Below are 26440 nucleotides of genomic sequence, written 5' to 3'. Positions count from 1 at the left end.
CTCAGACCGCGGTCTCGCGCTGCCAGGGGCGCCGCGCGGTGTCGGGTGCCGTGCGGCGTTCGTCGCGGCAGGTGTCGTAGAAGGTGTAGCCGAGGGAGTACTCCTTGGCGTGGTACATCGCCGAATCCGCTTCCCGCAGTAGGTCGTAGATGTCGGCTTCGGCGGCGCGCGGCCCACTGCAGGCCACCCCGATGCTCGCGGTGATCGGCACCTCGCCCGCGCTGAGTTCGAACGGGCGGATGAAGGTGGCCAGCAGCCGGGTGGCCAGTCCCTCGGATTCTTGGCGGTCCAGCGGCGCGAGGATGACGAATTCGTCGCCGCCGTAGCGTGCCACCACATCCTCGCGGCGCACCGCCCGGCGGATCCGGGAGGCGGCATTGGCGATGAGCTCGTCGCCCACGGCGTGGCCGTAGCTGTCGTTGACCATCTTGAACCCGTCCAGATCGATGAACAGCAGGCACAGCGGCCGTTCGGCCCAGTGGCCGCGATTGCGCGCCAACGCCCGCAGCAGGGCCGACCGGTTGAGCAATCCGGTGAGCATGTCGTGGTCGGCCTGGTACTGGGCGCGCTTCTCGCTGCGGGCGCTGCGCACGATGGCGCGCTCGCTGCGCACCAGCACCCCGATCAGCAGCAGCGCGCACAGCGACGACACCACCACCCGATCCACCGTGCCCAGGCGCGAGCCCACCACCGGGATCAGCGAGGCCACGATCAACGCGACGGCGAGGAAACTGGCGCGCTGGCGGGAATGATGCGGATGGATGGGATGCGGTGCGCCGAGCGAGGTCATGGTCGGATGCAGCGCGGCGATCCCGACCAGCGTGTAGGCCAGCAGCAGCGGCGCGAGCAGCACATCACGGCCGGCCACCGGGGTGCCCGCGACCTCGAGGTTGTAGCCGAGATCGCCGAGCAGGGCGAGCAGTAGACCACCGTGCAGCAAGCGCAGGGAGGTTTCCGAACGGGTCGTCGTCGCCACCGAATAGGCGACCAGTGCCAATAAGAGCGCGTCGAGAATCGGATAGATCGCCGTCGCCACGGCATGACCGAGATGGCCGTCGGTGCGCAGTGCGGGGGAGATCAGGAAGGTCCAGGAGGCCAGCAGGGCGCCGAGGCCGATCAACGCGGAGTCGAGTAATAAGTCGTAGTCGGTGTGCAACTGGCGGGGCCGCAGCCAGAAGACCGCGGCGACTCCGATGCCGACATAGCCGGCCAGGGTGAAGGCGTCGTCGAGGGGGCGGGTGGGGGCGTCGGCGAAATCGCGCAGGGCGATGCCCGCGGCGAAACTCACCGCCGACGCCGACAGTAGGTACCACGGCAGGGGCTGTCGCGGGCGGTGCCGGTGCAGGCCGGTACCGATCATGGTGAGTGCGCCCGCCACCACCACGGTCATCGTCGTCAGCGACAGCGCGGGAGAATCGAGCAGAGTTTGTAGCACGATCATGGCGATCGCGACGCCGGGGACGAACCTGATCCACCGATGTCCGAAGTGCGATCGCCCACCCGCCGACTGCTCTCCGGTGAGTTCCATCAGCCCCCCTTCATCGCTCCCGTTCCGATGAATCGGGCCGCGTAGTAGGTCTGGGAATCCTCAACTGCTACTTCGACGTCTGCCTGCTCCTCGAGCACCGCGCGGATGCCGTCGGCGAAACAGAACCGAGTGTTGTTGTACGAACAGATGTCCCAGCCGACCGCGGCACGTTCAGCCACCAGAACCCGGACAACTGATTCGATCATGACATGGAACGCCGCCCCCTGTCGCGCACTTGGCGCAACAAGGGTGAAACCCGCGTAATAGATCGCATCGCGGGCCGCGTGCTCAGGATATCTCGCATTGAAATACTCGGGACTGATCCACGGCACCGTCTCCAGATACTTGGTCAGGGTGGTCACGCCGACGGGCTCGCCGGAGCCGGTGCGCGCGACGTGTTTGTGGATCCGCGGATCGCTCATCTCGGCCAGGAATTCGTCGCGGTGCAGCACTTGCCTGGCGGCGGCCCGGGTTCGTAAGGGGCCGAAGGACTGCTCGTAGAGTTCGTGGAATCGCTCGGCCCGCTCGGGCTCGATCGTGGTCTCGACGGTGACGTGCAGGTCGTTCATAGTCGGTCCCATCCGGAGGCGCCGAACGCGGCCAGCACCACCGCGCACACCGGACGGTCGTCGCAGCGAGTTTCGGTGGTGCGCACCCGAACCGGGCCGAAGCGTCCGCTGCGTTGCCGGGTCATGTCGGCCAGGCTGGCTCGGACAAGGTGTTCGACTTCGTCGGCGGTGCCGGCCTCGTGTTCGACGAACAGCCCCGCGCCGTCGTCGCGTGTGGTCCAGCCGATGCCCGCGGCGGCCCGCGCGCCGGGGGTATTCGCGTGTCCAGTGGCATAGACGCAGTAGAGGCGGTCGCCCCAGTTGATCGGTGTGTTGATCCGTCCGGTGGATTAGACGCGCGCCTGCGGCGGGATCACCGAGGACAGCCGGATCAGATTGGCCTCGCCGACGCCGAGTTCGCACAGGGCGGCGTCGAACGCGGCCACACCGGTGGCGCCGGAGCCGGTGGCCGCGGCGATCTGGATCGTCAGCGGCTCCTTCGGTACCTGACGCGGGCCGGGCCGGCGGTGCCGCAGCGACCAGGGCGGGCCGAAACGGCGGCGGGCGGAACTGATCACACGTGCTCCCCATGTGGCCGGGCCCGCGACAGGCGGGCGGGTCATCCCTTCGAACCGAGCGTGACCGAGGATCGCCCGGCTCGCACCGTGTCGCGGTGAAACCACAGCTCGGACGGCGTGTCTCGTATGGTGGACCGGTGCCCGACGATTCGAACGACGGCTTCGCGACCTGGGCGGCGCCCGGCCGGGTGAACGTCATCGGTGAGCACACCGATTACAACGACGGATACGTGCTGCCGATCGCGCTACCGATGACGGTCGAGTGTGCGGCTCGGCGCCGTGGCGACGATCAGGTCGTGCTGTCGTCGCGGCAGCGGCCGGGAGAGCCGATCGCCCTCGGACTCGGCGGGCTCGAGCGGGAGCGGGCCGTGCTGCCCAGGTGGGCGCGATATCCGGTGGGCGTGCTCGCGGAGTTCGTGCGGCGCGGACATGCCCTCGGCGGCGTCGAGCTGCGCATCGACGGCGGGGTGCCGATCGGCGCGGGCTTGTCGTCGTCGGCGGCGCTGTGCTGCTCGGTGGCCGTCGCACTGCGAGATTTGTTCGGGCTCGGGCTTTCCGCCCGCGAGCTGATCGACCTGGCACGCACCGCGGAGAACCGGTATGTGGGTGTGCCGACCGGGATTCTGGACCAGTCGGCGGCAATCCTGTGTACCCCGGGGCACGCGCTGTTCCTCGATGTCCGGCGATTCGACCGTGCGGAACCGGGTGCTTATGAACAGATTCCGTTCGACCTGCGGAAATCCGGGTTGGAACTACTCGTCGTCGACACCGGGCATCCGCACAGCCTGGCCGATAGCGGCTATGCCGAGCGTCGCAGCCAATGTGCCGCCGCGGCAGCGGAACTGGGGGTGCGGACTCTGCGCGCGATCGACTCCCTCGATGGCCTCGCACGGCTCGACGATCCGGTGCTGCTGCGTCGAGCGCGACACGTCGTCGGTGAGAACGCGCGGGTCCTCGACGTGGTCGAGCTGTTGCGTGCGGGTGCCGATCCTCGGGAGATCGGGCCGGTGCTGACCGCCTCGCACACCTCGTTGCGCGCGGACTTCGAGGTGTCGACGCCGGCGTTGGATGTCGTCGTGGCTGCTGCGCTGGCGGCCGGCGCGTATGGCGCTCGCATGGTCGGGGGTGGGTTCGGCGGTAGCGTCATCGCGCTGGTCGATAAGCGGGCCGTCGGACTGGTGTCGGATGCGGTGCGAGACGAGTTGGCGGGCAACGGTTTGCCGGCGCCGACTGTGTTCACCGCTGTACCGGCCGCAGGTGCGCGTCGCGTGCGGTGAGATCGGCTCACCCGGCGAGCGCGAGGCAGTCGGGGCGCGTGGGTCTGATCACAGGCCGTCACGGCACCCTGCCGGTGCCGGACGAACCGGAAATCGTCTCGACGCAGGGCTTTCGTCGGGCAATTCCGAATCTGGTCGAATGACCGCGGGTGCAAGTTACCGAAAAGTATTGTGGTTCAGGTCTCTTTTTCGCGCAAACCTCATTTGACCTGCGCGTCCGATGCTCTAATCTGATGAACGTCGATGGCGACGCCGGGCACATAAACGATCCCTCGCACATCGCGCAGGGGTGAAAAAGTAATTCCGAAGGTTGAATTCGAATTTCATGGACAACGCACCCCGCGGGCACGCCGATGTCGTCATCCGATCCGATTCCGGATTCCGATCCGGTTGGCAGAGCTGGTCGATCACGGCGCTGAGCGCGTTCACCCTGCTCCTGCTGTGCCAACCGTGGCTGTCGGCCTCCGGACCCTACGGGAACGTACGCACCGACGCTTTCGGCCGGCTCGACGGCTCCGTGCCCGCGCTGCGCATCTACGGTGAACCCGTGGCCACTATCAGTGGGTGGTGGGGCGCGTTGATCGCGGCGGCAGCGGTGGTCGCCCTGATCGGGGCGCAGGTGCATCGGATGATCGGCGCCGGGCGCTCGGTGGCGATCGTCGCCGCCATGGTGAATGTGGTCGCGGTTCCGGTGACGCTGCTGTACCTCAACAGCAAATCGCCCGAACTGAAGAAAATGACCGAAGATCATGACGATCTGAAGGAAACGCTCGGGAACCTCGTGAAGTCCCTCTTCGGCAGCAGCACCGGTCAGCAGCCGGCTGCCGAGGCGGCGCAGCAGGCCGCGACGGCCGCGCTGACGGATCAGGCCCTGCTCTGCTGCGTCGTCGCCGCGCTCACCGCCGTGCTCGCTATCTGTCTGCGGAGGCGGGGCGCGGTCGGCAGTGACGCCTATGCGCACGACGAGTCGTCCGAATCGGCTGAAACCGAAGGGCCGGCGGTACAGGACATCGACGACCTCACCGACCAGGTGTTCGAACGCATGGTGCAGCACAATTACGCACTGCTGCAACGGCTTGCGGCCGATGACGAGGACGAGGTTCATCGGCAGCGGCTCCTGCAACGAGACGAACGACTCCGCCGCAGCGACAGCGTCCGGCAGACCCGCCGGCGTCCACTGCCTCGGCCGGCGATGTCGGCGGCGGAAAAGCCGCAGCCCACACCCTGGGTAGCGGCTTCGCGAAGCGGTCGGCTGGCCGGCCTCTCCCAACCCTCGGCCGAACCGCCGTTCCTGCACGGACTCTCGGAGCGGTGAAACCCATTCGCCGCGCCGACCTCGCCATCGTCAATGCCGAGCCCATGCCCTACGACCGCATCCGGCCTCTGACGCCGCGCGCCGGGGTGCATCCGGTTCGCTGAGCATCGTGCGTGGGCGCCGAGCGCGCTCGCGCCCCGGCCGGGAGCTGTCGGTGGCCTGCGCTAGCATCGGTGCTCGGCCGGCACGGGGTCGGCCGAATTCAGTTCGTCGAGGGGGGAATCGCTGATGCTTGTCGTCGATGCGTTGACCGGCCTGGAACCGCAGGTGTGGTCCGACAGCACGGTGTGGGCGGCGGCCCTGGAATCGAACCAGGCGCGGCGCGGCGGCGGGGGCGGAGGTGGTGGCGGCGAAGGCGAAGAGATCGACTGGTTCTGGGGAGTGCTCTGCATTCTCGTCTTCGTGATCATCATCGGCGTGCTCATCTGGCTCAAGTACTCCGAGCGCCGCGACCAGGAACGTCAGCAACAGCAGCCACAGTTCCCGCCGCAAATGCCGCCCCACCAGCAGGCGCCGTTCGCCCAGCACCAGTCGCATCCGCAGTTCCCGCAGCCGAATCAAGCGCACCCGCAGCCCCCCCATCCGCAACGGCCGCACCCGCAGCAGCCGCACCCCCAACAGCCGATGGCACCCTATCCGCCGCAGCAGCCGTACCCGCCCCAGTCGTACGGCCAACCGCCGCACGGACAACCGGCCTACGGACAACAGCCACCGCCGTACCCGCACGCCCCCTACCCGCCGCCACACCAGCCCTACCCCGCGCCGTACCCCCAGCAGCAGCCCTACCCACCGCAGTATCGGCCATAGCCGCCGTATCCGCCGCGGTTGGTGCACCTGCCGCGGCGGCCCGCGTGCGGCGGCAGCGGGCGCCCGGGTGCGGCTACCGTTGCCCCGGGTGCAGCGGCGTGGCTCGGACGCGGCAGCGCGTCTCGACCGCGGCAGCGCTTCCGATGAGCCCGGCGCAGGTACCGGCTGGCGGACTGGAATCGACGTGGCGCCAACTCTTCACGCGATTAGGTGCATCCCTCGCCGACTCTTCGCGTCGGGGGTGCACCAAAGACGTGCTGCCGTGTTCCGAGGCGCGCAGACCCCGGAACACGGCAGCATCGGATCACTTGGCCGGGAATGGCGCGTTGATCGTGGTGAAGTACTGGATCGCGGCGCCGATGGCGACCGGCGCGGTGATCAGGATCTGGCCGACGACAGCACCTAGGCTGCCGACGGCCAGCACACCACCGATGCAGCCGACGGCCGCGGCGGGGATGAACGGACCGAACAGCCCGACGATGGTGGCCGAGGCGATGGTGGCGCCCGCGATGCCACCGAGGACGCAACCGACCGCGGCGCCGCCGATGCCGCCCACCAGCGCGGCGATGCTGGCGCCGAGACCGATGGTGCTGGTCATCCGGCTCCAGGCGTCCTTTTCCCGCTCGTACTCCGACTTGTAGTTGGCCTTGTCCTCGAAGGGCAGGGCGACCGGGCGATACACCGCGTGGGCCAGATCGAACTGCGGGGTGAGGGTGGCGGTGCGGCCGGAGATATCGGCGGCGATCGGGAATTCGAACTCGTCGACCCGGAACGTCAGCGGCATGCCCGCCAGCACGGTGCCGTTGGGCGCCTTGATCTTCAGCACGCGGTCCTCGACCACGAGCGAACCGGCGTCGGTACTGATGACGCTCGACGTCTCGGTCGCCGTCGCGGTGAACCCGACCGCCCCCGGCTCGGGCGCGGCCTGCGCGGTGGCGGCGGTGAGGCCGAGCGCGGTGGTCGCAGCGACGGTGATCAGGGCGAGCTTGGTGAACTTCATCGTTGATTCCTTCTCATGTGTGGAGAGATGACTTCGGGTCGAGTCGATAGAGTTGATGCCGACAAAGGGGGTGACCCGAATCGCTTGTGCGGCCGTGGTTCTCGCCCGCGCGTCGGCCTGCGCATGACTGTGCAGGCGTGTGCTAGCGCGCGGCGGATACCAGTGGCCTCGGGTACCGGATCGGCCGAGCAGCGCTGACGCCGACGGTCCGGTGTGTGTGCTCCACCGGGCGTGCGCGACCGAGCAACGGCACTCGGCCGCTGCGACAGTCAGCGCAGGCGTCAGTGCTCGAACGCCCTGCGGAACCCGATCCTCAGCTGAGCGCCGAGGCGGTACTTCGCGCGACGAGACAGGCCCACCGCTCGGCGGGCCTGTCTCGCGGAACTCGTGCTACGCGGCGGCGCGGCTCCTGAACCAGCCGACGATCACGTCGACCAGCAGGAACGCCAGCAGGCTGACGCCGATCAACGGCGCGAACCAGCCGATCACCACCGCGACCGCAGCCAGCGGCACGATCAACACCAGTGGACTGCGCCGCAACCACCCACGCTGCGGTGGTTTACCGACGGCGAGCCGCCCGGCATCGCGCGTGGGCCGCCGCTTCCACCACAGCAGATAACCGCGCACGATCACCGTGATCAGTCCGATCATCACCGCGAGCAGCAGCAGCTGATTGAGCAGGCCGAACATCAGGCCCATGTGGAACTGGATGCCCCAGTTGGACAGCTTGGCCATCAGCGGCCAGTCGGCATAGGGCAGGCGAGCGGTGATCGTGCCGGTGGCACCGTCGACCGCGACGGCGTCGACGGTGTAGGTCCCCGGCATGCGCCGTTCCTTGATCGAGAACGCCGTCGCATCGTCGGCGGGAATCGCGATCTCGGCCGGCTGATCGATACCGGCCGCACGACCGGCCTCGACCACGCGATCCAATTGCGCCACCCGGTCACCCGGGTTCCCGGTCGGCATCGGCGTCGAACCACCGTGGTGATGGTCGCCGCCGGCATGCGTCGCCGGCGCGTCCGAGCCCGGCAGGCTGGTGCTGACAGCGGGGGTGGTCCAGCTGAGGTTCTCCCGCAGCTTCGTGATGTTCTCACCGGCGTAGGTCGACCAGGTCATGCCCGTCGCCGCCAGCAGCAACAGCACCGGCAGAATCCAGAACCCGACCGCCCCATGCCAATTCAGGGTGCGCCCACGTCCGCTACCGGAGCGGTCCGGCAGCAGCAGCCAGCCCGCGGAGTTGCGGTTGCGCCGCGCCCGCACCCGGCGGACCCACAGCAGCAGACCGGCCAGCGCGATCACCCACAGCCAGGACGCGGCCAGCTCGCTGTAGAGCCGGCCGGGTTCGCCCAAGTGCAGGTCGCGGTGCAGCCGGTCGATCCAGGTGCGCATGGGCAGCGCGCCCGAACTGCCGTAGACCACCGATTCGCCGACCGGAGTAGCGGTCGCCGGATCGACGAACACCGCGCGGCGTTCGGGTTCACCGAGCGCCGGGTCACTGAAGAGGACCCGGGTGGTGTCGCCGGGTTCGGGTGCCGGCGCGACCGCGACCAGCGTCAGATCGGGCCGGGTAGCGACCGCGGCGTCGACCTGGGCGGAGATCGGCTGTGCGGGACCGGACGATTCGACGTGCAGCAGATCGCGATCGACGATCGACTCCAACGTCGGTGAGATCGCGTACAGCGCGCCGGTGATCGCCGCGATCAGGATGAACGGGCCGACGAAGACGCCGGCGTAGAAATGCAGCCGCAGCGCCAAGGCGCGCGCGGCGGCACCCACGCCGGACCGTCGTGGTCCGGGCGGGGGAGCGGACTCCTGCTGCGGAGTCTCGATATCGGTGGTACTCATCGGTGTTCGACTACGTCCTGGTGAGTGATGCCCGGCCGTCGACGTGCTCCTTCGGCACAACCTCGGGTGTTCGCCGACCGCCATATGAACGGGCTGGATTGATCCCCGGACGCACGAGACGATCGCGCGATTGCAGATCGCGTGAACGCTGGACTACCGCTGCCCGGATCAATTCGGGCAACACGATCGTCCGGCGAGCCGTGCCGGAGCACACGGTGTGGCGCCGCGCACCTTCGGCCGCTCGGGTACCCGCGTCGACGCGTCTCGTGCGCGATCACACGACGGAATGGCGACGCACTCGGCCGCATGTGCGGTGATCTCACGTATGTGCGGGTAGCACAGAACCTTCGGCACTGTCACAGGGGCCACGGTGAGCCGGTATGGATCCGCGACCCTCACGCACGGCCGTCCAGTGGCAGCGGCGCAGACCTACAGCGCGATACGCGGAATGCGGGCTGCATCGCGCGCACATCGTCTTGTGTCCGGGGAAGGGAACTCAGAGACGAATAGCCGACGGCGGCCCGCGCGTGCGGGTGGATTCGGCCGCGAGCACCCACAGGATGACGCGATCACGATGGCTGGTGCGCAGCGGCGCGGGCCCGGCGATGGCGGGTGGGTGATACCGCAGCGGCAATACGCGGGCCAGCGCCGAGCTACCGATGCGGTAGGCGAATTCCGCGCCCCGGATGAGAACGGCCGCCCCCGCGACGGCGACCAGGTGCGCCGCGATCATCGCGGGCGTCAATTGGAGGTCACCGTGATGCAGATGTCCGGAACCCCACCCCAAGGACAGGTGGCCGAGGAGCTGTCCCGCCGCGAGCACCGTGACCAGACCGGCGGCTCCGGTCCGCAACGGCGCGAGCCCGGCCACCAGCGCGCCGACGACGGCGGAGGCCGCGACGAGCAGCGCCAGCGTGCTGCTGCTCGGCGTCATTCCACCGGAGGCCCAGCCGTGCGCCGCTACCGACACCGCCCCGGACAACGATCCGGCCACCCCGCCGCGCAACTGCGCGAGACCGCTGCGGTCATCCGCAGGGGGTCGGCCGAACCTGATCATCACGCGCTGATGATAGCCGAGGCGGATTCCTTCGATGTTCGCCTCGGCTATCACCTCGCATCGGCGTTAGTTCGCGTCGATGTCCATTTCGATCAGCGGCTTGCGCAGTAGCTTGCCGGTGGCGTTGCGCGGCAGTTCGTCGAGGAAGATCACCTCGCGCGGCACCTTGTAGCGCGCCAGGTTCTCCTTGACATAGTCCTTGATCTCCTGGACGTCGCGAGCGGAGCCGGGCCCCGGGACGACGAAGGCGCGCAACCGTTTGCCGAATTCGCGGTCGTCGACGCCGACGACGGCCGCCTCCAGCACGTCCGGCCGGTTCGACAGCAGGTGCTCGACCTCCTGCGGGAAGACGTTCTCGCCGCCGGAGACGATCATGTCGTCGTCGCGGCCGTCGATGTACAGCAGTCCGTCGGCATCGAAATGGCCGACGTCGCCGCTGGACATCATCCCGTCCACCCGTTCCTTGGTGCGGCCGTCGGTGTAGGCGCGGAATCCGTGCGCGTTTTCGATGAAGATGGTGCCGGTGACGTTCGGCTCGGTGATGAGCTTGCGGTTCTCGTCGTAGAGCGCGATCCGGATACCCGCCGGCGGACGGCCCGCGGTGCTCGGCGCCTTGCGCAGATCTTGCGGCGTCGCCACCGTGATCACCGCGCATTCGGTGGAGCCGTACAGGTTGTAGAGCACGTCGCCGAAGTATTCGGCGGTGCGCACCACGACGTCCGGCGGAATCGCCGAGCCGGCCGCGAAGATCACCTTCAGCGGCGTCATGTCGTATTTGGCGAGCACGTCTGCGGGCAGGTCGAGCATGCGCTGCAACATGGTGGGCACCACGACCAGCGAATCCGCGCGATGCTTCACGATATTGGCCAGCGTCAGCTCCGGATCGAAGCGGCACTGCTGGAAGATCACCCGGTTGCCGAGCGCGAGGCCGAGGGTGAACTGGGACAGGCCGGTGCCGTGGAAGATCGGCGCCGCCATCACCATGGTGCCGTTCTTGGGCAGCGGCACCCGGTCCAGGAACTGGGCCGACATGAAGGGGCTGACCCGATCGCGCGGCGCGCCCTTCGGCGTGCCGGTGGTGCCGCTGGTGAGGATCACCATCCCGCCGGGCTTGGCCGGGGCCGGCATGGACTCGGTGGAGCGGCCCGCCGACAGCGACTCGATGGTGGGGATCGAAGGATCGGCGCCGTCCTTCTCGTCCACCCAGGTGAGCACGCGGGGGATATCGGCCGGGATGGCGCTCATCAGGTCGAAGAACTCGCTGTCGTGCAGTACCGCCTTGATCTTTTCGCGCTCGGCGACGTCGGCGAACTGCGGTTTGGCGAATCCGGTGTTCATCAGGACCGCGCGCACACCGAGCTTGCCGGTGGCCAGCAGGCTCAGCACCATGCCGCGGTGGTCGCGTGCCAGTACCGCGACCACGTCGCCCTGGCCGATGCCCTTGGTCGCGAGCCCGCGAGCGAAGGCGTTGGACAGTTCATCGAGCTGGCCGAAGGTGAGTTCGCCGTGTTCGTCGACGATCGCCGCGGCATTCGGCCGGGTCTGCGCGGCATGCATGACGACGCCGGCGAACGGGCCGAACCTGCGCATGTTGATGAACGAGCGGGCCCCGTGATCGAGGCGCAGCGGGTTGAACAACCCGCGCTTGACCATGACATTCACGCCCAGGGCGAGGTCACGCGCCTTGCGGACGGGGGCAGGGGTCGACAGAGACATGCGGCAAGCAACCTTCCGCGATCCAGCCACCGTGACCGGGGTGGGGTGGATCGCAACCTCGGGATCCAGTGCTGGTGCTAACAATAGCAAGCATTACTCGCGAGTTGTGTTGCTCGTCTCACCGAACGCCGATGCCGGGGTCGATGTCCATCTCGACCCCGGCATCGCAGCCGTGAATTACTGTTCGACCTGGTAATCCACCAGCACCCGGCGCAGCAGCTTGCCGGTCGGGTTACGCGGCAGATCGTCGAGGAAGATCACCTCGCGCGGCACCTTGTACCGGGCCAGGTTCTCCTTGACGAAGGTCTTGATCTGTTCGGCGTCGGGGGTGTGGCCCGGCTCGGGGACGACGAAGGCGCGCAGGCGCTTCCCGAACTCCACATCGTCGACGCCGACCACGGCGGCGTCGAAGACGTCCTCGCGTTCGAGCAGCAGCTGCTCGACCTCCTGCGGGAAGACGTTCTCGCCGCCGGAGACGATCATGTCGTCATCGCGTCCGTCGACCATCAGCAGGCCCTCATCGTTGAAGTGGCCCACGTCGCCGCTGGACATGTAGCCGTCGATGATCTGCTTGTGCCTGCCGTCGGTGTAGCCCTCGAACGGCGCGCCGCTGCGCACGAAGATGCGCGCGGTGACGTTCTTGTCCTTCACCAGCTGATCGTTGTCGTCGTAGAGCCGCACATCGCAGGTGATCGGCGGGCGGCCGACCGTGCCGGGCGCCTTCGCCAGTTCTTCGGGGGTGGCGATGGAGGCGATGGCGACCTCGGTGGAGCCGTAGAGGTTGTAGAGCACCGGCCCGAACACCTCGGTGGCCCGGGTGCACAACTCCGGTGCCAGCGCCGAGCCTGCCAGCAGGATCACCTTCAGCGAGGACAGGTCGTACTTGGCCCGCACCTCGGCGGGCAGCTCGGTCATCCGGTGCAGCATGGTCGGCACCGCGACCAGCATCTCGGCCTTGTGATCGGAGATCATCTTCAGCGTGGCCTCGGCGTCGAAGCGGCGCCGCATCACGATCTTGTTGGTGAGCACGGTGCCGACCAGCCAGGTGCTGAGCCCGGTGCTGTGGAACAGCGGCGAGACGATCACCATGGTGCCGCGGCGCGGGAACGGCACCCGGTCCACGAACTGCGCGGTGGCCATCGGCGTCACCTTGGTGCGCGGGGCGCCCTTGGGCAGGCCGGTGGTGCCGCTGGTCAGGATGATGAAGCCGCCCGGCTTGCTGGGGGCGGGCAGCGGCTCGGTGGAGTTCGCCGCGATCAGATCATCGAAGGTGGTGGCGCCCTCGGGCACTGCGGCACCCTCATCGACCCAGGTCAGGAAGCGCGGCATATCCGCGGGCAGGGCGTCGAGCAGGCCGAGGAACTCGCTGTCGTGCAGCACCGCCTTGACCTTCTCGCGGGCGCACACCTCGGCGAACTGCGGCTTGGCGAAGCCGGTGTTCATCAGCGCGATCCGCATGCCGAGCTTGGCGGCGGCCACCTCGGCCAGGATCAGGCCGCGGTGATCGCGGGCCAGGACGCCGACGACCATGCCCTCGGTCAGGCCTGCGGCCTTCAGGCCGCGCGCGACGGCGGTGGACTGCTCGTCGAGTTCGCGGTAGGTGAGTTCACCGCGTTCGTCGGCCAGTGCGACCTGGTCGGGAGCGATCCGGGCCGAATGCCGGACCAGCGCGGCGTGCGGGCCGTAGACCCGCGTCTCCTTCATGGTCTTCAGGGTTTCCAGCGGCGCTTTGGGATCGCTGACCCCACGCGAGCGCAACACCCCCAGCGCTTTGACGGCCTCCAGCGTATGCGCCAGGTTCACCACGAACACCTCCACAGAACTCTCGCGTCGGTACTCGACCTAGCGAATCGAACGGGCATATCGGATGCCTACCGTAGCAGCGCACGTGTGACAGGTCACAGTCAAAGGCGACATATCGGACCCTATGTCCGTCCTGGCGGACAAACCCGCAGATGAGCGCGGGCGCGCCTGTGACCTCACAGAACGCGCCCGATCTCAGTGAGCGAGGGCTGTCAATTCACCACCGCTCCCAGCGATGGGAAGGAGATGGTGGCCTTCTGGTACTGGAACCCGTCCGGGTGCTGATCGCTGACCGGGACCGACCAGCGGTGCCACAGGGTGCCGTAGACGGCGGCGACGACCATGCCTGCGCCCGGGTCGATCACCCGCGAGCGGATCGTGGTGTCGACCGGGATGTCGTTGTGCTCGGTCAGCACCTCGGTGCCGCTGCGGCCGTTGTTCAGGTTCAGCCAGACCACCTCGAGCTTGGCGCCGGTCTGGTTCGGGGCGATGGTGCCCGGACCGCCGAAGAAGCCGAAGCGGAAGCCATCGATACCCAGCGCGACGCCGGAACCGTAGACGCCGGCGCCGCCGCCACGGCCGATATCGGACTGGGCGGGAATCTGGAACGGCTGCGCGGGCAGGGCCACCTCGTCGGCGGCCTCGTCGAGGCGCTGCGGGTCGGCCAGCAGCCGGTCGATGGCCTGTTCGGCGGCCGGGTTGCCGGTCGCGACGACGCGCAACTGCTCTGCGGCGGCGGTCCAGTCGACGGTCTGCGGTTCGGCGGCCGCGTGTCCGGTGAAGAGCATGGCCGCGGCGGCGGTCGCCGCCAGGCCGGTGGTGAAGCGCGACATCAAGCTCGAGCGTGGCATTGCCTGTCTCCTTCGGAAGATTCATTCCTGGGTACAGCTCGAAACACCATCCGTTTCTCGAAGCGAAACGGTCCGGCGGCCAGGTTGCCAGCGATATGCCGCACTGTCCAGGGTTGCCGCCGAGACGCGCCGTCGGGGAAATGGATCCGCCCCATTCCCATCGCTGGGAATCGACGATACTCGAGGCGTCGCAGGTGTCTTTCATCGGGTGACCTGATGGTCGTGGGCGAGTGAGGATCCGGATGCTCCTGTATGTGGGCCCACGGGGGATGGCAGTCCGGTCGGCCGAAAGGCGGTGCCGGCTATGAGTTTGCAGACCGATCTCGCGGAAATCGACGCCATCCCCGTCCGCGGCGACTTCCCGCCGGGCCTGGTGTCGGTCGTCAGGATGGTCAAGCATGCGCTGCGGGCGAGCGTCATGCAGTTCGCCTCGGGTGAGCCGGGTGCGCAACCGGATCTGCTGGAACAGCTGCGAAAAGCGAAGCTACTGCGCAACTCCGATATCGACGGTGTCGAGGCGAAGACGGACATTCTGGAGAAATACGGTGCGCGCAAAAGCGATTTCCAGGCGATCGAAGACGAACTGGAGACCAAGAAAAAGAGTGTCGACGGCTCGGTCTCGGAAACGTTCAGCACTGCTGACACCACCTACCGTGAGGTGATGGGCAAGGTCCGCCGCCTGAGTGAAGCTCTAACGAACGAGCCGGGACCGAACAAGGACGAGAAGCACATTCCGGCACACGCCGCGCGCCGATTGGTCGTCTTGGTGCTGAACACCACCGATGATGTGCACGACCTGGTCGACGATGCGAAGACCCGGATCCAGGAGAAAGCCGACGCGATTCGCGCCGCGACGCAGGGCGCGCAACCGGTGATGGCCAATGCGCCGAGCACGATGGGCGGGCGGAACGCGATCAGCATGCCGTCGAGTTCGCCTGCGCCGGCGAGCTATACGCCGTCGTATCCGACGCCGTGGACGGCAAACGCGGCGAGCGTCATGCCCTACACCGGCCGGGGACCGATCGCCGACGCGATCGCGCTCGCGGAAAACGAGGTGGGCACCCGAGAAGTGGGCAGGACGAACTATGTCCCGGGAAAGGAATACGACATCAAGGCCGCCTGGTGCTCATCCTTCGCGACGTGGCTCTGGGAGAAGGCGGGCATCACACCGAGTGCGTCGACCTACTGGCGTGGCCAGAAAGACAGTGTGGCAAGGGTCTGGGCTCAGGCTGGGGAGAAAGGGCTTGCCGGCCACATCACCAGCGCGAGCCCAGGCGATCTGATCGTCTGGGGGCACCAGAACCACATCGGTATGGTGGTTGCTCGCACCGGAAACACGATCACGGTCATCGAAGGAAACGCGGGCGACGCGGTACAGAAGAACACTTACCCCGTGGACGGTAGATTCGCCGGCGTCATTCATCCGCCCGCGGAGTCCCGGCAGATGGCGGTATAGGCCGGTCGGCCAGGATCAGTTCTCCGGCTCTGGTTGCGCTTCGGACCGCGCGGTGCCGCTCACCCGGACGACTCCCGCGCTCAAATCGATATCCAACTGCGGACGATGCAGTTCACCATTGCTGTCCGCGCTGCTTTCGTCGGTCAGTTTCTTGCCGGGAAACAGTTCGCCGATCACGCCCATATGCCCACCATAACCACCGGGGATTCGCCCCGGCGTCTCGTCAGGCCGTGACCAGCGCGAACGCGAACCCGTCCCAGCCCTTGCTGCCGACGGTTTGCAGTGCGGTGGCGTCCAGGCGCGGTTCGCTGTCCATCAGTTCCAGCACTTCGCGGCTGGCTCGCACGGCGGCGTCCTCGGAATGCCCATTGGTGATCTTCCCGCCGCGCACCACATTGTCGACGATGATCACCGACCCGGGGCGAGTCAGCCGCAACCCCCAGCGCACGTAATTGGCGTTGTTGACTTTGTCGGCGTCGATGAACACCAGGTCGAACGGGTCCGGGCCTTCTTGTTCGAGCACCGGCAGGCTCTCCAGTGCCGCACCGACGCGGATGTCGACCCACTCGCCGACGCCCTTGCGGTCCAGATTCGCCCGCGCCACCTCGGCGTGCTTCGGCTCGTACTCCATCGTGACGACCCGGCCCTGCGGTCCGACGGCCCGCGCCAGCCACAGGGTGCTGTATCCGCCGAGCGTGCCGATTTCCAACACCTGTCGCGCGCCCATCGTGCGCGCGATCAGGTGCAGGAACTTCGCCTGCGCGGGGGAGACGTCGATGGCGGGCAGACCGGCGGCCGCGTTGGCCTCCAGCACGTCCGCATCGGCATCGCCCACCACCGTCTCCACCAGGTACCGGTCGACCGCGCCCCACTCGGCATTCGTCATAGCGGAAAGTCTTCCACGGATTGTTCACTCCTTCTCCGGTGACGGGTCCGGGATTTCGCCCGGGCGGTAGTCGGGCAGCCGGCTCGCCGGCACGATCGCCGTCGCGCTGATGCCGGCGAGGATCAGCAGCCCGAATTTGAGGGTGCGCAGCCGCACGTCCTCGTTCACCGCGACGGCGGCGTCGACCTGTTCCGGTGTGGCGTCGGTGCGTTCGAGCACCTCGCGCAGCCGGTCGTTGCTGACGAAATTGACGTTGTCCAGGTCGATCTGCGCGATCAGCGAATCCGGTAGTTCGACGTTATCGATGAGTTCGCGGCCGACCACGAAGCTCAGGATGGTCACCAGCATGGCGCCGACGACCGCGGTGCCGACTGCCGAGGCCAGGTTCTGGGTGGTCCCGCGCAGCGAGCCGACGTCGCCTGCCAGCTTCTTCGGCGCGGCGGTGACCAGCACGTTGAACACCAGCGTCACCAGCGCGCCCTGTCCGATGCCGAACACGATGAGCCCGAAAATCGTCGGCACGGTTTCCCAGTTGTTGGTGACCACGTAGGCCAGCCAGATCAGCGCGGCCGTGGTGAGGGTGAACGAGAACATCCCGATCACGCGCGGGGTGAACCGCTTGTAGAACCGCACCACCAGCATCGCGGTGATGAACACCGTGAGGTTGAACGGCATCATCGCCAGCGACGTGTCGAACGGGGAGCGCCCCTGCACGATCTGGATGTAGAGCGGGACGGTGAAGATCAACGCCGCTTCCAGCGCCACCACGATGAACATCGCGTAGACCGCGGCGCGCTCGCGGGAGCTGCCCAGCACCGACAGGTCGATCAGCGGCGCCTTACCGTCGCGCATCCGCCGGCGCGTCCAGACGAGGAACGCCTGCCCGAGCATGATGCCGAGCACGATCAGCACCGGTGCGGGTGAGACGCCGAGCAGGTCGAACGGCGCCTTCGGGTCGGCGAAGAACACACCCCAAGCGTTCAGGTTGTTGAAACCGATGGTGAGCAGCACGATTCCGGCGCCGATGAGCGCGGCCGCGACCAGATCGATCTCGATACTCGCATCGCCGTCGTCGGAACGCAGGGTGAAGCTGAACGCGAACACCACCACCGCCAGTACCAGCACGATGCCGAATACCGGGCGCCAGCCGACGAGGCTGCCGAGCGCGCCACCGATGAGGAACGCGCTCACCCCGGAGATGGCGCGGGCGGAGCCGAGCGAACCGATGGCCGTGGCCTGCTGATCACCGTGGTAGTTCTCCGCGATCAAGGCCACCAGCGCGGGCACGATGATCGCCGCCGAGGCTCCGGCCACACCTTGGGCGGCGATCGCCCAGCCGACCGACGGCGATATGATCATCATGATCGCCGAGACGCCGAAGGTCGCCACGACCACTCGGAAGATCATCACCCAGCCGATCCGCTGGCCGAGCTTGCCGCCGACCATGACCAGGGCGGCCACTGCCAGGCCGTAGACCACGATGGTCGAACTCACCACCGTCGGTGCGACGTCGAAGTCGTCGACCATGCCGCCCAGCGAAATGGGCAGCGCGGCAACGTTGAACGACATCAGGATCTGCGCGAAGAACAGTCCGACCATGGGCAGCCAGGACGCGCGCTCGGGTGTGGTTGCGGTATCGGCCGATTCGGTGGTCATGCGGTAGCACCCCTCTGATCGTGGACGTCGGACGCGAAGATGTTCAGGCCGAGCGTGCGCGACAGATAGGCGGTCGCGCGGATGCCTCGTTCGCTGTTGCCCGCCGAATCCAGGCGCGGCGAATAGGTGCCGATGGCGCCCTTACCCGGCGCGATGGCGACGATGCCGCCCGCGACCCCGGATTTGGCCGGCAGACCGATCTCGAACAACCACTCGCCGGACCGCTCGTACATGCCCGTGGCCGCCAGTACCGCCAGTGTGTCCCGGCAGACCTGCGCGGAGACGACGCGTTCGTGGGTCACCGGGTTCACCCCGCCGTCGGCCAGGGTCGCACCCATGATCGCCAGATCGCGGGCGTCGACCCGGAGTGAGCACTGCCGGGTGTAGACGTCGACCACCTCGAGCGGGTCGATCTCGATGCGGCCGTAGCTTTCCAGCAGCCGGGCGATGGCCTTGTTGCGCTGATTGGTCAGCATCTCCGAGTGGTAGACCGCGCCGTCCAGATCGAGCGGGCGTCCAGCGAATCGGGACAGCCCCGAGCGGATGCGTTCCCACTGCTCGGCGGGGGTGGCGCCGGGCACCATCGCTGTCGTCGCCAGCGCACCGGCGTTGACCATCGGGTTCATCGGGTGGCCGTCGTTGAGTTCGATGGCGATCACCGAATTGAATGCCAGGCCGGTGTTGTTCACCCCGACCCGGTCGAGCACCGCTTCGTGTCCGAGCGCGTCGCAGACCAGCGCGTAGACGAACGCCTTGGCGATCGATTGGATGCTGAACTGGGCGTCAGCCGCGCCCGCGGTGTGCAGATCGCCGTTGACCTCCGCGACCGCGATGCCGAACAGCTCGGGGTCGGCTTCGGCGAGGACCGGGATGTAGTCGGCGACGGCTCCGGCCCGCAACGGCAGGTAGCGTTCGTAGGCCGCCCCGACCAGCTTTTCCACCCGGTCCCAGCCCGGCAGCGCGCCGGTCGATACGGCTTGCTCGATTCCCTCGACGTCCAGGTCCATCCGGGTCTCCTTCTCGGCGCCGGGACCGCACCGCACCACACCGGTGCGGCGCACGGATCGGTGCCCGAGAGGCGCCGCAGTACACCGGTTCGGCGTTCCGTGTCCGGTGGTGCCGGGCGGGAATGCCGAAGAGTTGGATCTGGCCCCACGATCAGGTCGAACCTGGGAAGTATGTCGCGCGCGGGTGGTCGTTGTCCGAAGCGACACGAAAACGAGGCGACACTGTTATCGGCTGGGCCGGTTGCGGCGTCATCGGGCAGTGTCGGTGGGGTTTGGAAGAATTCGGCACATGAGTGCCACCGGCGACGATGTCCGCGCCTTCGCTTTGTCCTTACCGGAGACCGCGGAGCAGTTCACCTGGGGTATGCCGACATTCCGGGTTGCGGGCAAGCTGTTTCTCACGCTGCCGGAGGCGGAAACTTCCATGGCGGTCCGCTGTCCCGTCATCGAACGCGACGAACTCGTCGTCGCCGAGCCCGCCAAGTTCTGGATCGCCGCGCATGAGGCCGGGAACCCCTGGGTGCGTGTGCGATTGGCCGCCCTCGACGATCGCGAGGAAATGGAGGCCATCGTCACCGACTCCTGGCGTCAGGCCGCGCCGCGCGAGCTGCTGGGGGACGCGGAGTGACGGGCAGCGGCGCCGGGCGCGAGCTCAGATGACGTCGGCGAGCTCGTCCAGCAGCCTGCGCTTGGACCGCGCGCCGACCAGCCGCTTCGCCTGTTCACCATCGCGGAACACCATCAGGGTCGGCATCGCCAGCACCCCGTAGGCCGCGCTGACCTGCGGGTTGGCGTCCACGTCGAGCGTCACGACCTTCAGCTGCGGGTTCTGCGCGGCCACCTCCGCGAGCACCGGGGTGATCATCCGGCAGGGGCCGCAGTGGTCGGAGGTGAAGTCGACCAGCACCGGAAGTTCGGACCGCAGAACCTCGTTCGCGAACGTCGCATCCGTCACCGTGGTCACCGCATTGCCGTGTGTCATCGTCATCTCCTGTGGTCGTAGCCGATCACCGGCGACGCTAGACATTGACGTCGAGGTCAAGGCAAGCGCCGGCGCTATCCCTCCAACGGACGCACCGTGAGAATCTGCTGCGCCTGGCCGACCGGGCCGTGAACGTCGTGGAGCACGGTCGTGGTCAGACCTTGCCCGCGCTCGCCGAAGACGACCGTCGTGTCGAGTCCCGTCCACGAACCCTCTGGTTGACGGTAGAAGTGGATCGAGAGGTCGACGTTCGGGAACATCCATTTGGTGGGGTCTTGACGGACCGCGATGCCGTTGGCGGTGTCGACGAGCGCGACGAAGTCGGCCAGCGCGCTGCTGGTTTCTCCTTCCACCAGTGCGATCGGGGTGGAGATCCAGGCGGTCGTGCGGCCGGGCTGGGGCGGCGCGGTCGTGCGGACGTCGATGGAGGCGATGTAGCCGCCGGTCCACAGCTCGCCGAAGGGCCAGGGCTCGAGCGATTCGGGCGCGGGCAGCCGGTCGGGCTCGCCGCCGGTGACGGCGCTGGTGTCCTGCTCGGCGAGCAGCCAGGCCCGGGCACTGACCACGGGACGTCCCGCGATGACGACGGTGGCCTCGGTGAGTTCGATGGTGCGGCCCGGCCGGGTGGTGCGGACCTCGATGTCGAACTCGTCGCGACCGATCTGTCCGAGGATCTCGAAGGTGATCCGGCTCATCGCCAGGCCCGGCCGGTTGTCGCGGGCCCGGGCGGTTTCGATGGCGTGGACGATCAGGCCGCCGAGCGGGCTGAAATGCTGTTCGTCGGCTCGCCACGCGCCGCCGGTGTGCACGGTCGGCGCGAATCGCTGCGGACCGATGCGGCGGAAGTAGCTGCGATGATCGTCCGAATCGGTCATGCGGGCACGCTCCTCAGTGGTGGCGGTTGTTCTCGAGTGATCAGAGCAGATTGAGCAGAACGACATACACGCCGGTACCGATACCGACGCTGAGCAGGGTGCGGCGCCCGAAGCCCAGATGGACCGCGACGGTCACCGCCACCGCGAGCAGCGCATACAGTGCCGCGCCGTCGTCGGCGATGCTGGTGTGCAGGGAGGTGGCGGCCAGGATCGCGAGAATGCCACCGGGCATCCACACCGCGAGCGTGCGCACCAGATGCGAACGCCGCAGCGGTTTCAGCACCGCGAACGGGACCGCGCGCAGCGCGAAGGTGATCGAGAAGACCATCGCCAGGACGGCGAGCAGGTAGCCGGTGTCAGGCATGGGCGAACTCCTGCGGGGTGTGACGGCGAGCCAGCCGGTACCGCGCCAGCAGCAGCACCACGAACGCCAGCAGCGCACCGAACAGGGCGATGTCCGGAACGAACAGCAACGCACCGGCGACCGCGCCCGCAGCGAGCAGCACCGACGGAAGTTCGCGACGAGTGCGGCAGGCATCGAGCGCGAGCACGGTGAACAACGCGACCAAGGCGAACTCCAGGCCTGTGATCGGCCCGGGAATCAGGGAGCCGATCGCGACGCCGACCAGTCCACCGCCGACCCAGTAGACCTGCGAGGCGATCTGCATCGTCAGCAGACGCGGGCCCGAACGCTCGGCCGGGGCCAGCGCGGCCGAGACGGCGTAGGCCTCGTCGATCATCGCGTAGACGCTGTACACCCGCGCGAATCGGTTGCGCACCAAGTGGAGTGGGAACGAGAACGCGTAGAACACGTGCCGGAAGTTCACCACGAACACGGTGATCGCCACCGCGACGAGCGGTGCGGTCGCGGCGATCATTCCGACCAGCAGCAGTTCCAGCGAACCGGCGAACGCCGCCAGCGACAAGGCCGGCGTCAACCACCAGGGCAGCCCGGCCTGGACGACCAGCAGGCCGAGCGCGATCCCCAGCGGGAAAATGCCCAGCCCGGCCGACGCCGAGTCGCCGATACCCGCGGCGACCTGCTCCTGCCTGGACTTGGACGGCACCGCCAAAGCGGGCGCGGGATCGAGTTGCTGCACCCATTCATGGTCCCGCAATCGGCCTGATCTTTGGTTGCAGAAATTGCGCCGACTGCACCATTGCGAGCAATATAAATGCATGGACTCGCTGGATCGAGCAATCATCGCGGAGTTGGAGGCCGATGGGCGGCTGACCAACGTCGAGCTCGCCGGCCGCGTCGGTCTCACGCCCGGGCCCTGCCTGCGGCGCGTTCAGCGGCTCGAGGCCGACGGCGTCATCCGCGGCTATCGGGCCGTCATCGATCCGGGTTCGGTCGGGCGGTCCTTCGAAGTGCTGCTCGATCTCACTCTCGAAGGGCAGGACGCGAAGACGGTCACCCGATTCGAGGAGACGATGACCGGGCTCGACGAGGTCCGGGAATTGCGCCGGCTGTTCGGTACCCCGGACTATTTCGCGCGGGTGGCCGTCGCGGATCTCGACGCCTACGAGGTGTTCCTGCGCACCCAGGTGATGACGATCCCGAAGATCGGGCGCGTCAATTCCCGGTTCACGATGAAGAACCTCAAACAGCTCGGATGACAGTGCCCCGAGCGTGATTCAACACGACGGGTCTAGGGCTTCGGTTCGGCCGGCCGCGCCAGCAGTTCGACGAGCGCGGTAATGCTCTGCTCGCCCCTGCCATCGGCGACCGCCCGCCGCACCAACTCGTGCATCGGCGCGTGCCAGGACAGATCGACCCCGGATTCCGCCCCGAGCTGCACATCCTGATCGATCGCGTGCTGGAACAACTCGATCGAGGAACCGAGCCGGGTGTAATCGCGCTCATCGATCTCCTCGGCGATCACCGGCAGAATCGACTCGATCATCTGCAACCACTTCACGGAGTAGCCGACCATCGTCCGCGCATCGCGGCCGCGCGCGGCCAGCACCGCCGCGCCCTCGAGGAATCCGAGCAGGGCGGGCAGCAGGGTCGCACCCACCGCTGCCTCGTAGAGGGCGGCGAGATCCGGGTCCGCGCCGAGGTATTCGATCTCACCGCCGAACACGCGCAAGAGCTCGGCATACTCGTCGAAGACGGCCCGGTCGCCACCGAAATACAGCAGCGTGCCTGGATCACCCACCGCGGACGGGACGTTCTTGATCGCACCGCCGAGGTATCTCGCCCCGCGGTCGGTCGCCCACTGTGCGAATTCTCGCGCCTCGGCGGGGCTTCCGCTGTTGAGGGTGATCAGGTCACGGTCACGCAGGTCGGCCTCGGCGAGGGCCTCGCGGGTGACCGCGAAGGTGCTCAAGCATGAGACGATCACGCGATTGTCGGCTACCGCGCACGCGATCCGCAGCCGGGCAAGCGCGCCGGATGCCACCAGAGCTGCCGCGCGCTGCGGGCTTCGGTTCCAGACCGTGGTGGGATGCCCTGCCGCGAGCAGAGCTCGCGCGAGTGCGCTGCCCATCGAGCCCAGCCCGAGGACGGTGACGGGCGTGGGTTCGGTCATGGCGATCTCGGATCATTCGGCGGTGGGGTCTGGGACCTCGTAGGCGCTCTCTGAGTCTCGAATCGACTGAACAACCCGGCAAGTACGTACTTTTCGGTGGAGTTGCTTACGCCGAGGTAACCCGTGAGGTCCTGGTGCTCGCACCGGATCCGATATGGGAATGGTCACGTCGCGCAGCCGTGCACGCGGAGCGGGTGATGTCCGGTGGTACGTACGACAGTGGGGCCGCCGATCCGGCGACCCCACTGGTATTCGGTTGTTCGAATCCGCTTACGCGAGTTCGGCGACCGCCTGCTTGCGGGCCAGCACGGCCGAGGCGGAGGCGATCAGGCCGACCACCGCGACCGCGGTCACCAGGTACAGCCCGGGCCGGTAGCCCGCGATGCCGTCGGCGGTGGCGTGGCTGATCAGGCCGGTAGCGATGGCGAGCACCACCGCGCCGCCGATCTGGAACGAGGTCTGCACCAGACCGGAGGCCAGACCCTGCTCATGGTCGGCGATGCCCTCGGTGGCCTGCACCATCACCGCGGAGAAGCCGAGGGCGAAGCCCAGGCCGAGCAGCAGGAACGCGGGCAGGTAGTCCACGGCGTAGTTCGGGTCGGCGCTGCCGCCGCGGGTCAGGAACCACACGTAGCCGGCGACGAACGAAGTGAGGGCGGCCAGGATCATCGGGGTGGTGCCGAAGCGGTCGATGAAGGTGCCAGCGATCGGCGACAGAATCGCGACGATGATGCCGGTCGGCGCCATCGCCAGCGCCATCTGCAACGGCTCCCATTCCAGCGTGTTCTGCAGGTACAGCGACACGATCGTCTGGAAGCTCAGGTAGGAGCCGAAGATGGCCAGCGCGGCCAGGTTCGCCCGCACGATCGACTTCACCTTGAAGATGCTCAGCCGCACCAGCGGATGGCTCACCCGGTTCTCCACCACGAAGAACGTGGACAGCAGGCCGACGGCGAGGATGGTCGTCGCGATGACGGTGGGGGTGAAGCCGGTCTCCGGAGCGGTGACGATCGTGTAGACCGCCGCGAGCATGCCGCCGGTCAGCAGCACGGCGCCGGTGAAATCGATGCGGCCCTCTTCCTTTTCCACGTTGCGCGGGATCACGAAGTAGGCGGTGACGGTCACGATCGCGACGACCACGACCGGCATGTAGAAGGTCAGCCGCCAGTCGATGCCGGTGAGCAGGCCGGACACGATCAGGCCGGAGGCGTAGCCGGTGGCGCCGAAAATGGTGAAGATCGACAGCGCCCGGTTGCGGTCCGGGCCTTCCTTGAACGTGGTCGTGATGATGGACAGCGCGGCCGGCGCGGTGAAGGCGGCAGCGACGCCCTTGATGATCCGGGTGGCGATCAGCAACGCGCCGTCATCGACGAGGCCGCCGATCAACGAGGCGATTCCGAAGACCACCAGGGCCGTCAGGAAGACCTGTCTGCGGCCGAGCAGGTCGGCGGCTCGTCCGCCCAGCAGCAGCAGTCCGCCGTAGCCGAGGATGTAGCCGTTGACGATCCACTGCAACGCCGAGGTGTCCAGGCCCAGGTCTTCGCCGATCGAGGGGAGCGCGACGCCGACCATGGAGACGTCGAGCGCGTCGAGGAACATCGCCAGACCGGCGACGAACAGGATGGCCCACAGCTTGGGCCCCCAACCACTCGCGGTTGGTTCGGAAATCGTAGGAGCAGTGAGGTTCTGGGGTGCCGTTGTCGTGGTCACGGAAGGTAACTTAAATGCACATGCATTGAATGTCAACACATGTAATGCACGTGCATAAAATGCCTTGACATGCTAACCTCGGGACATGTACCACGACACCGACAAAGATGTCTGCGCGAAGTGGTCCGAAACGCTCCGCCTCTACCACGGCACGTCCTGTGAGCTGGAGAGCGCGCTACAGGCACAGCACCAGCTCGGCCTCAGCGAGTTCGAGCTGCTCCAGGTCCTCGGCGGACGCTGCGGCGAAGCGCAGGCGGAGAAGGTCAAGATGAAAGACATCGAGACCGAGATGTACCTGAGCCAGAGCGCGCTCTCGCGCACGGTGACCAGGCTGGAAAAGGCCGGACTCGTCGAACGCGCCGCCTGCGACTTCGACCGCCGCGCCAACTTCCTCCGGCTCACCACCGCCGGTCGCGAACGGCTCGAGGCCGCCCGCCCGACTCACCAGGAAGTCCTGCGCAAACACCTCACCTGACCCCGCACAGGATGAACTTCCGTCCGCCGTCGGTTGTCACCGGTACGGATCGGAAAGGACCGGGATGCGGATCGGAGAACTGGCCGAACGCGCGGCGACCACCACGCGCGCGTTGCGGTACTACGAATCACGTGGGTTGTTACGCGTCGGCCGCGACGCCAGCGGGTATCGCGTGTACAGCGAGAACGATTACCGCGTAGTGCGCCAGATCCGCACCTTGCAGGAATGCGGTTTCGAGCTCGAGGAGATCCGCCCGTTCGTGGAATGCCTGCAAGCGGGTAACCCATCCGGGGATTCGTGCCCGGCCTCGGCGGAGGTGTATCGCCGGAAACTGGCCGAAGTCGATGAGTTGATCGGACAGTTGCAGGGCGTGCGGAATTGGATTCTCGCGCGGTTGGATGAGCCGGATCCCGGTGAGTCGGTGCCCTCGCCGGTGTGCGAGTTCAGCGCGCCGGGGATGGGGGTGAACCGGGGCGTGCGGATGCGTGATCTTGGGTAGTAGTGGGGCTCTGCGTGGCACGCAGCATGATTCAA

26 protein-coding genes and 1 pseudogene are annotated in these 26440 nt (G+C 67.5%); 8 read left to right on the top strand and 19 right to left on the bottom strand.

The window, feature by feature from the left end; all coding sequences use genetic code 11:
• Position 1 precedes the first annotated feature (1 nt).
• The 3 genes and pseudogenes from NOCYR_RS21175 to NOCYR_RS28605 all read right to left on the bottom strand — a co-directional run bounded on the left by NOCYR_RS21175 (position 2) and on the right by NOCYR_RS28605 (position 2654).
• Positions 2–1528 (bottom strand): GGDEF domain-containing protein, encoded by a 1527-nt coding sequence (locus NOCYR_RS21175; RefSeq protein WP_014352450.1) that lies wholly within the window; start codon positions 1526–1528, stop codon positions 2–4.
• Positions 1528–2097, bottom strand: a complete 570-nt coding sequence (locus NOCYR_RS21170) for a hypothetical protein (RefSeq protein ID WP_014352449.1) — start codon at positions 2095–2097, stop codon at positions 1528–1530. Before NOCYR_RS21170 ends, NOCYR_RS21175 begins: the two co-directional genes overlap by 1 nt.
• Positions 2094–2654: pseudogene (locus NOCYR_RS28605) on the bottom strand (pyruvoyl-dependent arginine decarboxylase). The gene NOCYR_RS21170 and the pseudogene NOCYR_RS28605 overlap by 4 nt, the downstream one beginning before the upstream one ends.
• 137 nt (positions 2655–2791) lie before the next feature.
• Here NOCYR_RS28605 and galK point away from each other — a divergent pair.
• The 3 genes from galK (at position 2792) to NOCYR_RS21150 (ending at position 6053) form a co-directional block, all read left to right on the top strand.
• On the top strand, positions 2792–3931 hold the full coding sequence (gene galK, locus NOCYR_RS21160; RefSeq protein WP_014352447.1) for a galactokinase: 1140 nt from the start codon (positions 2792–2794) through the stop codon (positions 3929–3931).
• Positions 3932–4478: 547 nt separating this feature from the next.
• Entirely contained in the window at positions 4479–5246 is a 768-nt protein-coding gene (locus NOCYR_RS21155; RefSeq protein ID WP_148280709.1) for a hypothetical protein, read from the top strand.
• A gap of 228 nt (positions 5247–5474) precedes the next feature.
• The gene (locus tag NOCYR_RS21150) at positions 5475–6053 is read left to right on the top strand and encodes a hypothetical protein (protein ID WP_014352445.1); all 579 of its coding nucleotides are present in this window, start codon (positions 5475–5477) and stop codon (positions 6051–6053) included.
• Positions 6054–6357: 304 nt separating this feature from the next.
• On the opposite strand, the gene NOCYR_RS21145 is transcribed toward NOCYR_RS21150, so the two are convergent.
• From NOCYR_RS21145 to NOCYR_RS21120, 6 genes are all read right to left on the bottom strand, one after another.
• The gene (locus NOCYR_RS21145; protein ID WP_014352444.1) at positions 6358–7053 is read right to left on the bottom strand and encodes a hypothetical protein; all 696 of its coding nucleotides are present in this window, start codon (positions 7051–7053) and stop codon (positions 6358–6360) included.
• Between the two features lie 390 nt (positions 7054–7443).
• Positions 7444–8898: a PepSY-associated TM helix domain-containing protein gene (locus NOCYR_RS21140; RefSeq protein WP_048833582.1), complete on the bottom strand. Its 1455-nt coding sequence runs from the start codon at positions 8896–8898 to the stop codon at positions 7444–7446.
• Between the two features lie 496 nt (positions 8899–9394).
• Entirely contained in the window at positions 9395–9955 is a 561-nt protein-coding gene (locus tag NOCYR_RS21135) for a hypothetical protein (protein ID WP_048834356.1), read from the bottom strand.
• 66 nt (positions 9956–10021) lie between these two features.
• Complete coding sequence (locus NOCYR_RS21130; RefSeq protein WP_014352441.1) at positions 10022–11671, bottom strand: acyl-CoA synthetase; 1650 nt, start codon at positions 11669–11671, stop codon at positions 10022–10024.
• Between the two features lie 177 nt (positions 11672–11848).
• Complete coding sequence (locus NOCYR_RS21125) at positions 11849–13474, bottom strand: acyl-CoA synthetase (RefSeq protein ID WP_148280708.1); 1626 nt, start codon at positions 13472–13474, stop codon at positions 11849–11851.
• Positions 13475–13686: 212 nt separating this feature from the next.
• Positions 13687–14325 (bottom strand): hypothetical protein, encoded by a 639-nt coding sequence (locus NOCYR_RS21120; RefSeq protein ID WP_014352439.1) that lies wholly within the window; start codon positions 14323–14325, stop codon positions 13687–13689.
• 304 nt (positions 14326–14629) lie between these two features.
• Here NOCYR_RS21120 and NOCYR_RS21115 point away from each other — a divergent pair, with 304 nt between their 5' ends.
• Entirely contained in the window at positions 14630–15781 is a 1152-nt protein-coding gene (locus NOCYR_RS21115) for a CHAP domain-containing protein (RefSeq protein WP_014352438.1), read from the top strand.
• A 15-nt stretch (positions 15782–15796) separates the two neighbouring features.
• Here the strand turns inward: NOCYR_RS21115 and NOCYR_RS29785 are convergent, their stop codons facing one another.
• The 4 genes from NOCYR_RS29785 to glsA are packed head-to-tail and all read right to left on the bottom strand — an operon-like array spanning position 15797 to position 19330.
• Complete coding sequence (locus NOCYR_RS29785) at positions 15797–15964, bottom strand: hypothetical protein (RefSeq protein ID WP_014352437.1); 168 nt, start codon at positions 15962–15964, stop codon at positions 15797–15799.
• 40 nt (positions 15965–16004) lie between these two features.
• The gene (locus NOCYR_RS21110; protein ID WP_014352436.1) at positions 16005–16667 is read right to left on the bottom strand and encodes an O-methyltransferase; all 663 of its coding nucleotides are present in this window, start codon (positions 16665–16667) and stop codon (positions 16005–16007) included.
• A 24-nt stretch (positions 16668–16691) separates the two neighbouring features.
• Positions 16692–18323, bottom strand: coding sequence for an MFS transporter (locus NOCYR_RS21105; RefSeq protein ID WP_014352435.1), 1632 nt, complete (start codon positions 18321–18323; stop codon positions 16692–16694).
• A complete protein-coding gene (gene glsA / locus NOCYR_RS21100) occupies positions 18320–19330 on the bottom strand; it encodes a glutaminase A (RefSeq protein WP_014352434.1) in 1011 nt (336 codons plus the stop codon). The genes NOCYR_RS21105 and glsA overlap by 4 nt, the downstream gene beginning before the upstream one ends.
• Before the next feature lie 289 nt (positions 19331–19619).
• Between glsA and NOCYR_RS21095 the strand changes: the two genes are divergently transcribed.
• Entirely contained in the window at positions 19620–19958 is a 339-nt protein-coding gene (locus NOCYR_RS21095) for an MmcQ/YjbR family DNA-binding protein (RefSeq protein ID WP_014352433.1), read from the top strand.
• A gap of 24 nt (positions 19959–19982) precedes the next feature.
• Here the strand turns inward: NOCYR_RS21095 and trxA are convergent, their stop codons facing one another.
• The 4 genes from trxA to NOCYR_RS21075 all read right to left on the bottom strand — a co-directional run bounded on the left by trxA (position 19983) and on the right by NOCYR_RS21075 (position 22287).
• Entirely contained in the window at positions 19983–20312 is a 330-nt protein-coding gene (trxA, locus tag NOCYR_RS21090) for a thioredoxin (RefSeq protein WP_014352432.1), read from the bottom strand.
• Between the two features lie 74 nt (positions 20313–20386).
• Positions 20387–21187, bottom strand: a complete 801-nt coding sequence (locus tag NOCYR_RS21085) for a thioesterase family protein (protein WP_014352431.1) — start codon at positions 21185–21187, stop codon at positions 20387–20389.
• Between the two features lie 40 nt (positions 21188–21227).
• Positions 21228–21551 (bottom strand): branched-chain amino acid transporter permease, encoded by a 324-nt coding sequence (locus NOCYR_RS21080; RefSeq protein WP_014352430.1) that lies wholly within the window; start codon positions 21549–21551, stop codon positions 21228–21230.
• Entirely contained in the window at positions 21544–22287 is a 744-nt protein-coding gene (locus NOCYR_RS21075) for an AzlC family ABC transporter permease (RefSeq protein ID WP_048834355.1), read from the bottom strand. Before NOCYR_RS21075 ends, NOCYR_RS21080 begins: the two co-directional genes overlap by 8 nt.
• Positions 22288–22366: 79 nt before the next feature.
• Between NOCYR_RS21075 and NOCYR_RS21070 the strand changes: the two genes are divergently transcribed.
• On the top strand, positions 22367–22807 hold the full coding sequence (locus NOCYR_RS21070) for an Lrp/AsnC family transcriptional regulator (protein WP_014352428.1): 441 nt from the start codon (positions 22367–22369) through the stop codon (positions 22805–22807).
• 32 nt (positions 22808–22839) lie between these two features.
• On the opposite strand, the gene NOCYR_RS21065 is transcribed toward NOCYR_RS21070, so the two are convergent.
• Both NOCYR_RS21065 and NOCYR_RS21060 read right to left on the bottom strand, forming a co-directional pair.
• Entirely contained in the window at positions 22840–23721 is an 882-nt protein-coding gene (locus tag NOCYR_RS21065; protein ID WP_014352427.1) for an NAD(P)-dependent oxidoreductase, read from the bottom strand.
• 270 nt (positions 23722–23991) lie between these two features.
• Positions 23992–25320 carry an MFS transporter gene (locus NOCYR_RS21060; RefSeq protein WP_014352426.1) on the bottom strand — a complete coding sequence of 443 codons (1329 nt, stop codon included), beginning with the start codon at positions 25318–25320 and terminating at the stop codon, positions 23992–23994.
• A 196-nt stretch (positions 25321–25516) separates the two neighbouring features.
• Between NOCYR_RS21060 and NOCYR_RS21055 the strand changes: the two genes are divergently transcribed.
• Positions 25517–25906, top strand: coding sequence for a MarR family winged helix-turn-helix transcriptional regulator (locus tag NOCYR_RS21055; RefSeq protein WP_014352425.1), 390 nt, complete (start codon positions 25517–25519; stop codon positions 25904–25906).
• Positions 25907–25970: 64 nt separating this feature from the next.
• Positions 25971–26405, top strand: a complete 435-nt coding sequence (locus NOCYR_RS21050) for a MerR family transcriptional regulator (RefSeq protein WP_014352424.1) — start codon at positions 25971–25973, stop codon at positions 26403–26405.
• Positions 26406–26440: the final 35 nt, after the last annotated feature.

Source organism: Nocardia cyriacigeorgica GUH-2 (assembly GCF_000284035.1).
GTDB classification, from domain to species: domain Bacteria; phylum Actinomycetota; class Actinomycetes; order Mycobacteriales; family Mycobacteriaceae; genus Nocardia; species Nocardia cyriacigeorgica_B.
The sequence above is the reverse complement of the archived record's forward strand: the minus strand, read 5'-3'. Positions and strand labels throughout refer to the sequence as shown.

Bases quoted from the DNA above. Each gene is read 5' to 3' on its own strand.
- NOCYR_RS21130 (WP_014352441.1), bottom strand. From the start codon at position 11,671: ATGTCTCTGTCGACCCCTGCCCCCGTCCGCAAGGCGCGTGACCTCGCC.
- NOCYR_RS21055 (WP_014352425.1), top strand. From the start codon at position 25,517: ATGTACCACGACACCGACAAAGATGTCTGCGCGAAGTGGTCCGAAACG.
- NOCYR_RS21135 (WP_048834356.1), bottom strand. From the start codon at position 9,955: ATGATCAGGTTCGGCCGACCCCCTGCGGATGACCGCAGCGGTCTCGCG.
- NOCYR_RS21060 (WP_014352426.1), bottom strand. From the start codon at position 25,320: ATGTTCCTCGACGCGCTCGACGTCTCCATGGTCGGCGTCGCGCTCCCC.
- NOCYR_RS21095 (WP_014352433.1), top strand. From the start codon at position 19,620: ATGAGTGCCACCGGCGACGATGTCCGCGCCTTCGCTTTGTCCTTACCG.
- NOCYR_RS21115 (WP_014352438.1), top strand. From the start codon at position 14,630: ATGAGTTTGCAGACCGATCTCGCGGAAATCGACGCCATCCCCGTCCGC.
- NOCYR_RS21110 (WP_014352436.1), bottom strand. From the start codon at position 16,667: ATGACGAATGCCGAGTGGGGCGCGGTCGACCGGTACCTGGTGGAGACG.
- NOCYR_RS21050 (WP_014352424.1), top strand. From the start codon at position 25,971: ATGCGGATCGGAGAACTGGCCGAACGCGCGGCGACCACCACGCGCGCG.
- trxA (WP_014352432.1), bottom strand. From the start codon at position 20,312: ATGACACACGGCAATGCGGTGACCACGGTGACGGATGCGACGTTCGCG.
- NOCYR_RS21170 (WP_014352449.1), bottom strand. From the start codon at position 2,097: ATGAACGACCTGCACGTCACCGTCGAGACCACGATCGAGCCCGAGCGG.
- NOCYR_RS21175 (WP_014352450.1), bottom strand. From the start codon at position 1,528: ATGGAACTCACCGGAGAGCAGTCGGCGGGTGGGCGATCGCACTTCGGA.
- NOCYR_RS21150 (WP_014352445.1), top strand. From the start codon at position 5,475: ATGCTTGTCGTCGATGCGTTGACCGGCCTGGAACCGCAGGTGTGGTCC.
- NOCYR_RS21120 (WP_014352439.1), bottom strand. From the start codon at position 14,325: ATGCCACGCTCGAGCTTGATGTCGCGCTTCACCACCGGCCTGGCGGCG.
- NOCYR_RS21140 (WP_048833582.1), bottom strand. From the start codon at position 8,898: ATGAGTACCACCGATATCGAGACTCCGCAGCAGGAGTCCGCTCCCCCG.
- NOCYR_RS21105 (WP_014352435.1), bottom strand. From the start codon at position 18,323: ATGACCACCGAATCGGCCGATACCGCAACCACACCCGAGCGCGCGTCC.
- NOCYR_RS21065 (WP_014352427.1), bottom strand. From the start codon at position 23,721: ATGACCGAACCCACGCCCGTCACCGTCCTCGGGCTGGGCTCGATGGGC.
- NOCYR_RS21085 (WP_014352431.1), bottom strand. From the start codon at position 21,187: ATGACCGATTCGGACGATCATCGCAGCTACTTCCGCCGCATCGGTCCG.
- NOCYR_RS21070 (WP_014352428.1), top strand. From the start codon at position 22,367: ATGGACTCGCTGGATCGAGCAATCATCGCGGAGTTGGAGGCCGATGGG.
- glsA (WP_014352434.1), bottom strand. From the start codon at position 19,330: ATGGACCTGGACGTCGAGGGAATCGAGCAAGCCGTATCGACCGGCGCG.
- NOCYR_RS29785 (WP_014352437.1), bottom strand. From the start codon at position 15,964: ATGGGCGTGATCGGCGAACTGTTTCCCGGCAAGAAACTGACCGACGAA.
- NOCYR_RS21080 (WP_014352430.1), bottom strand. From the start codon at position 21,551: ATGCCTGACACCGGCTACCTGCTCGCCGTCCTGGCGATGGTCTTCTCG.
- NOCYR_RS21145 (WP_014352444.1), bottom strand. From the start codon at position 7,053: ATGAAGTTCACCAAGCTCGCCCTGATCACCGTCGCTGCGACCACCGCG.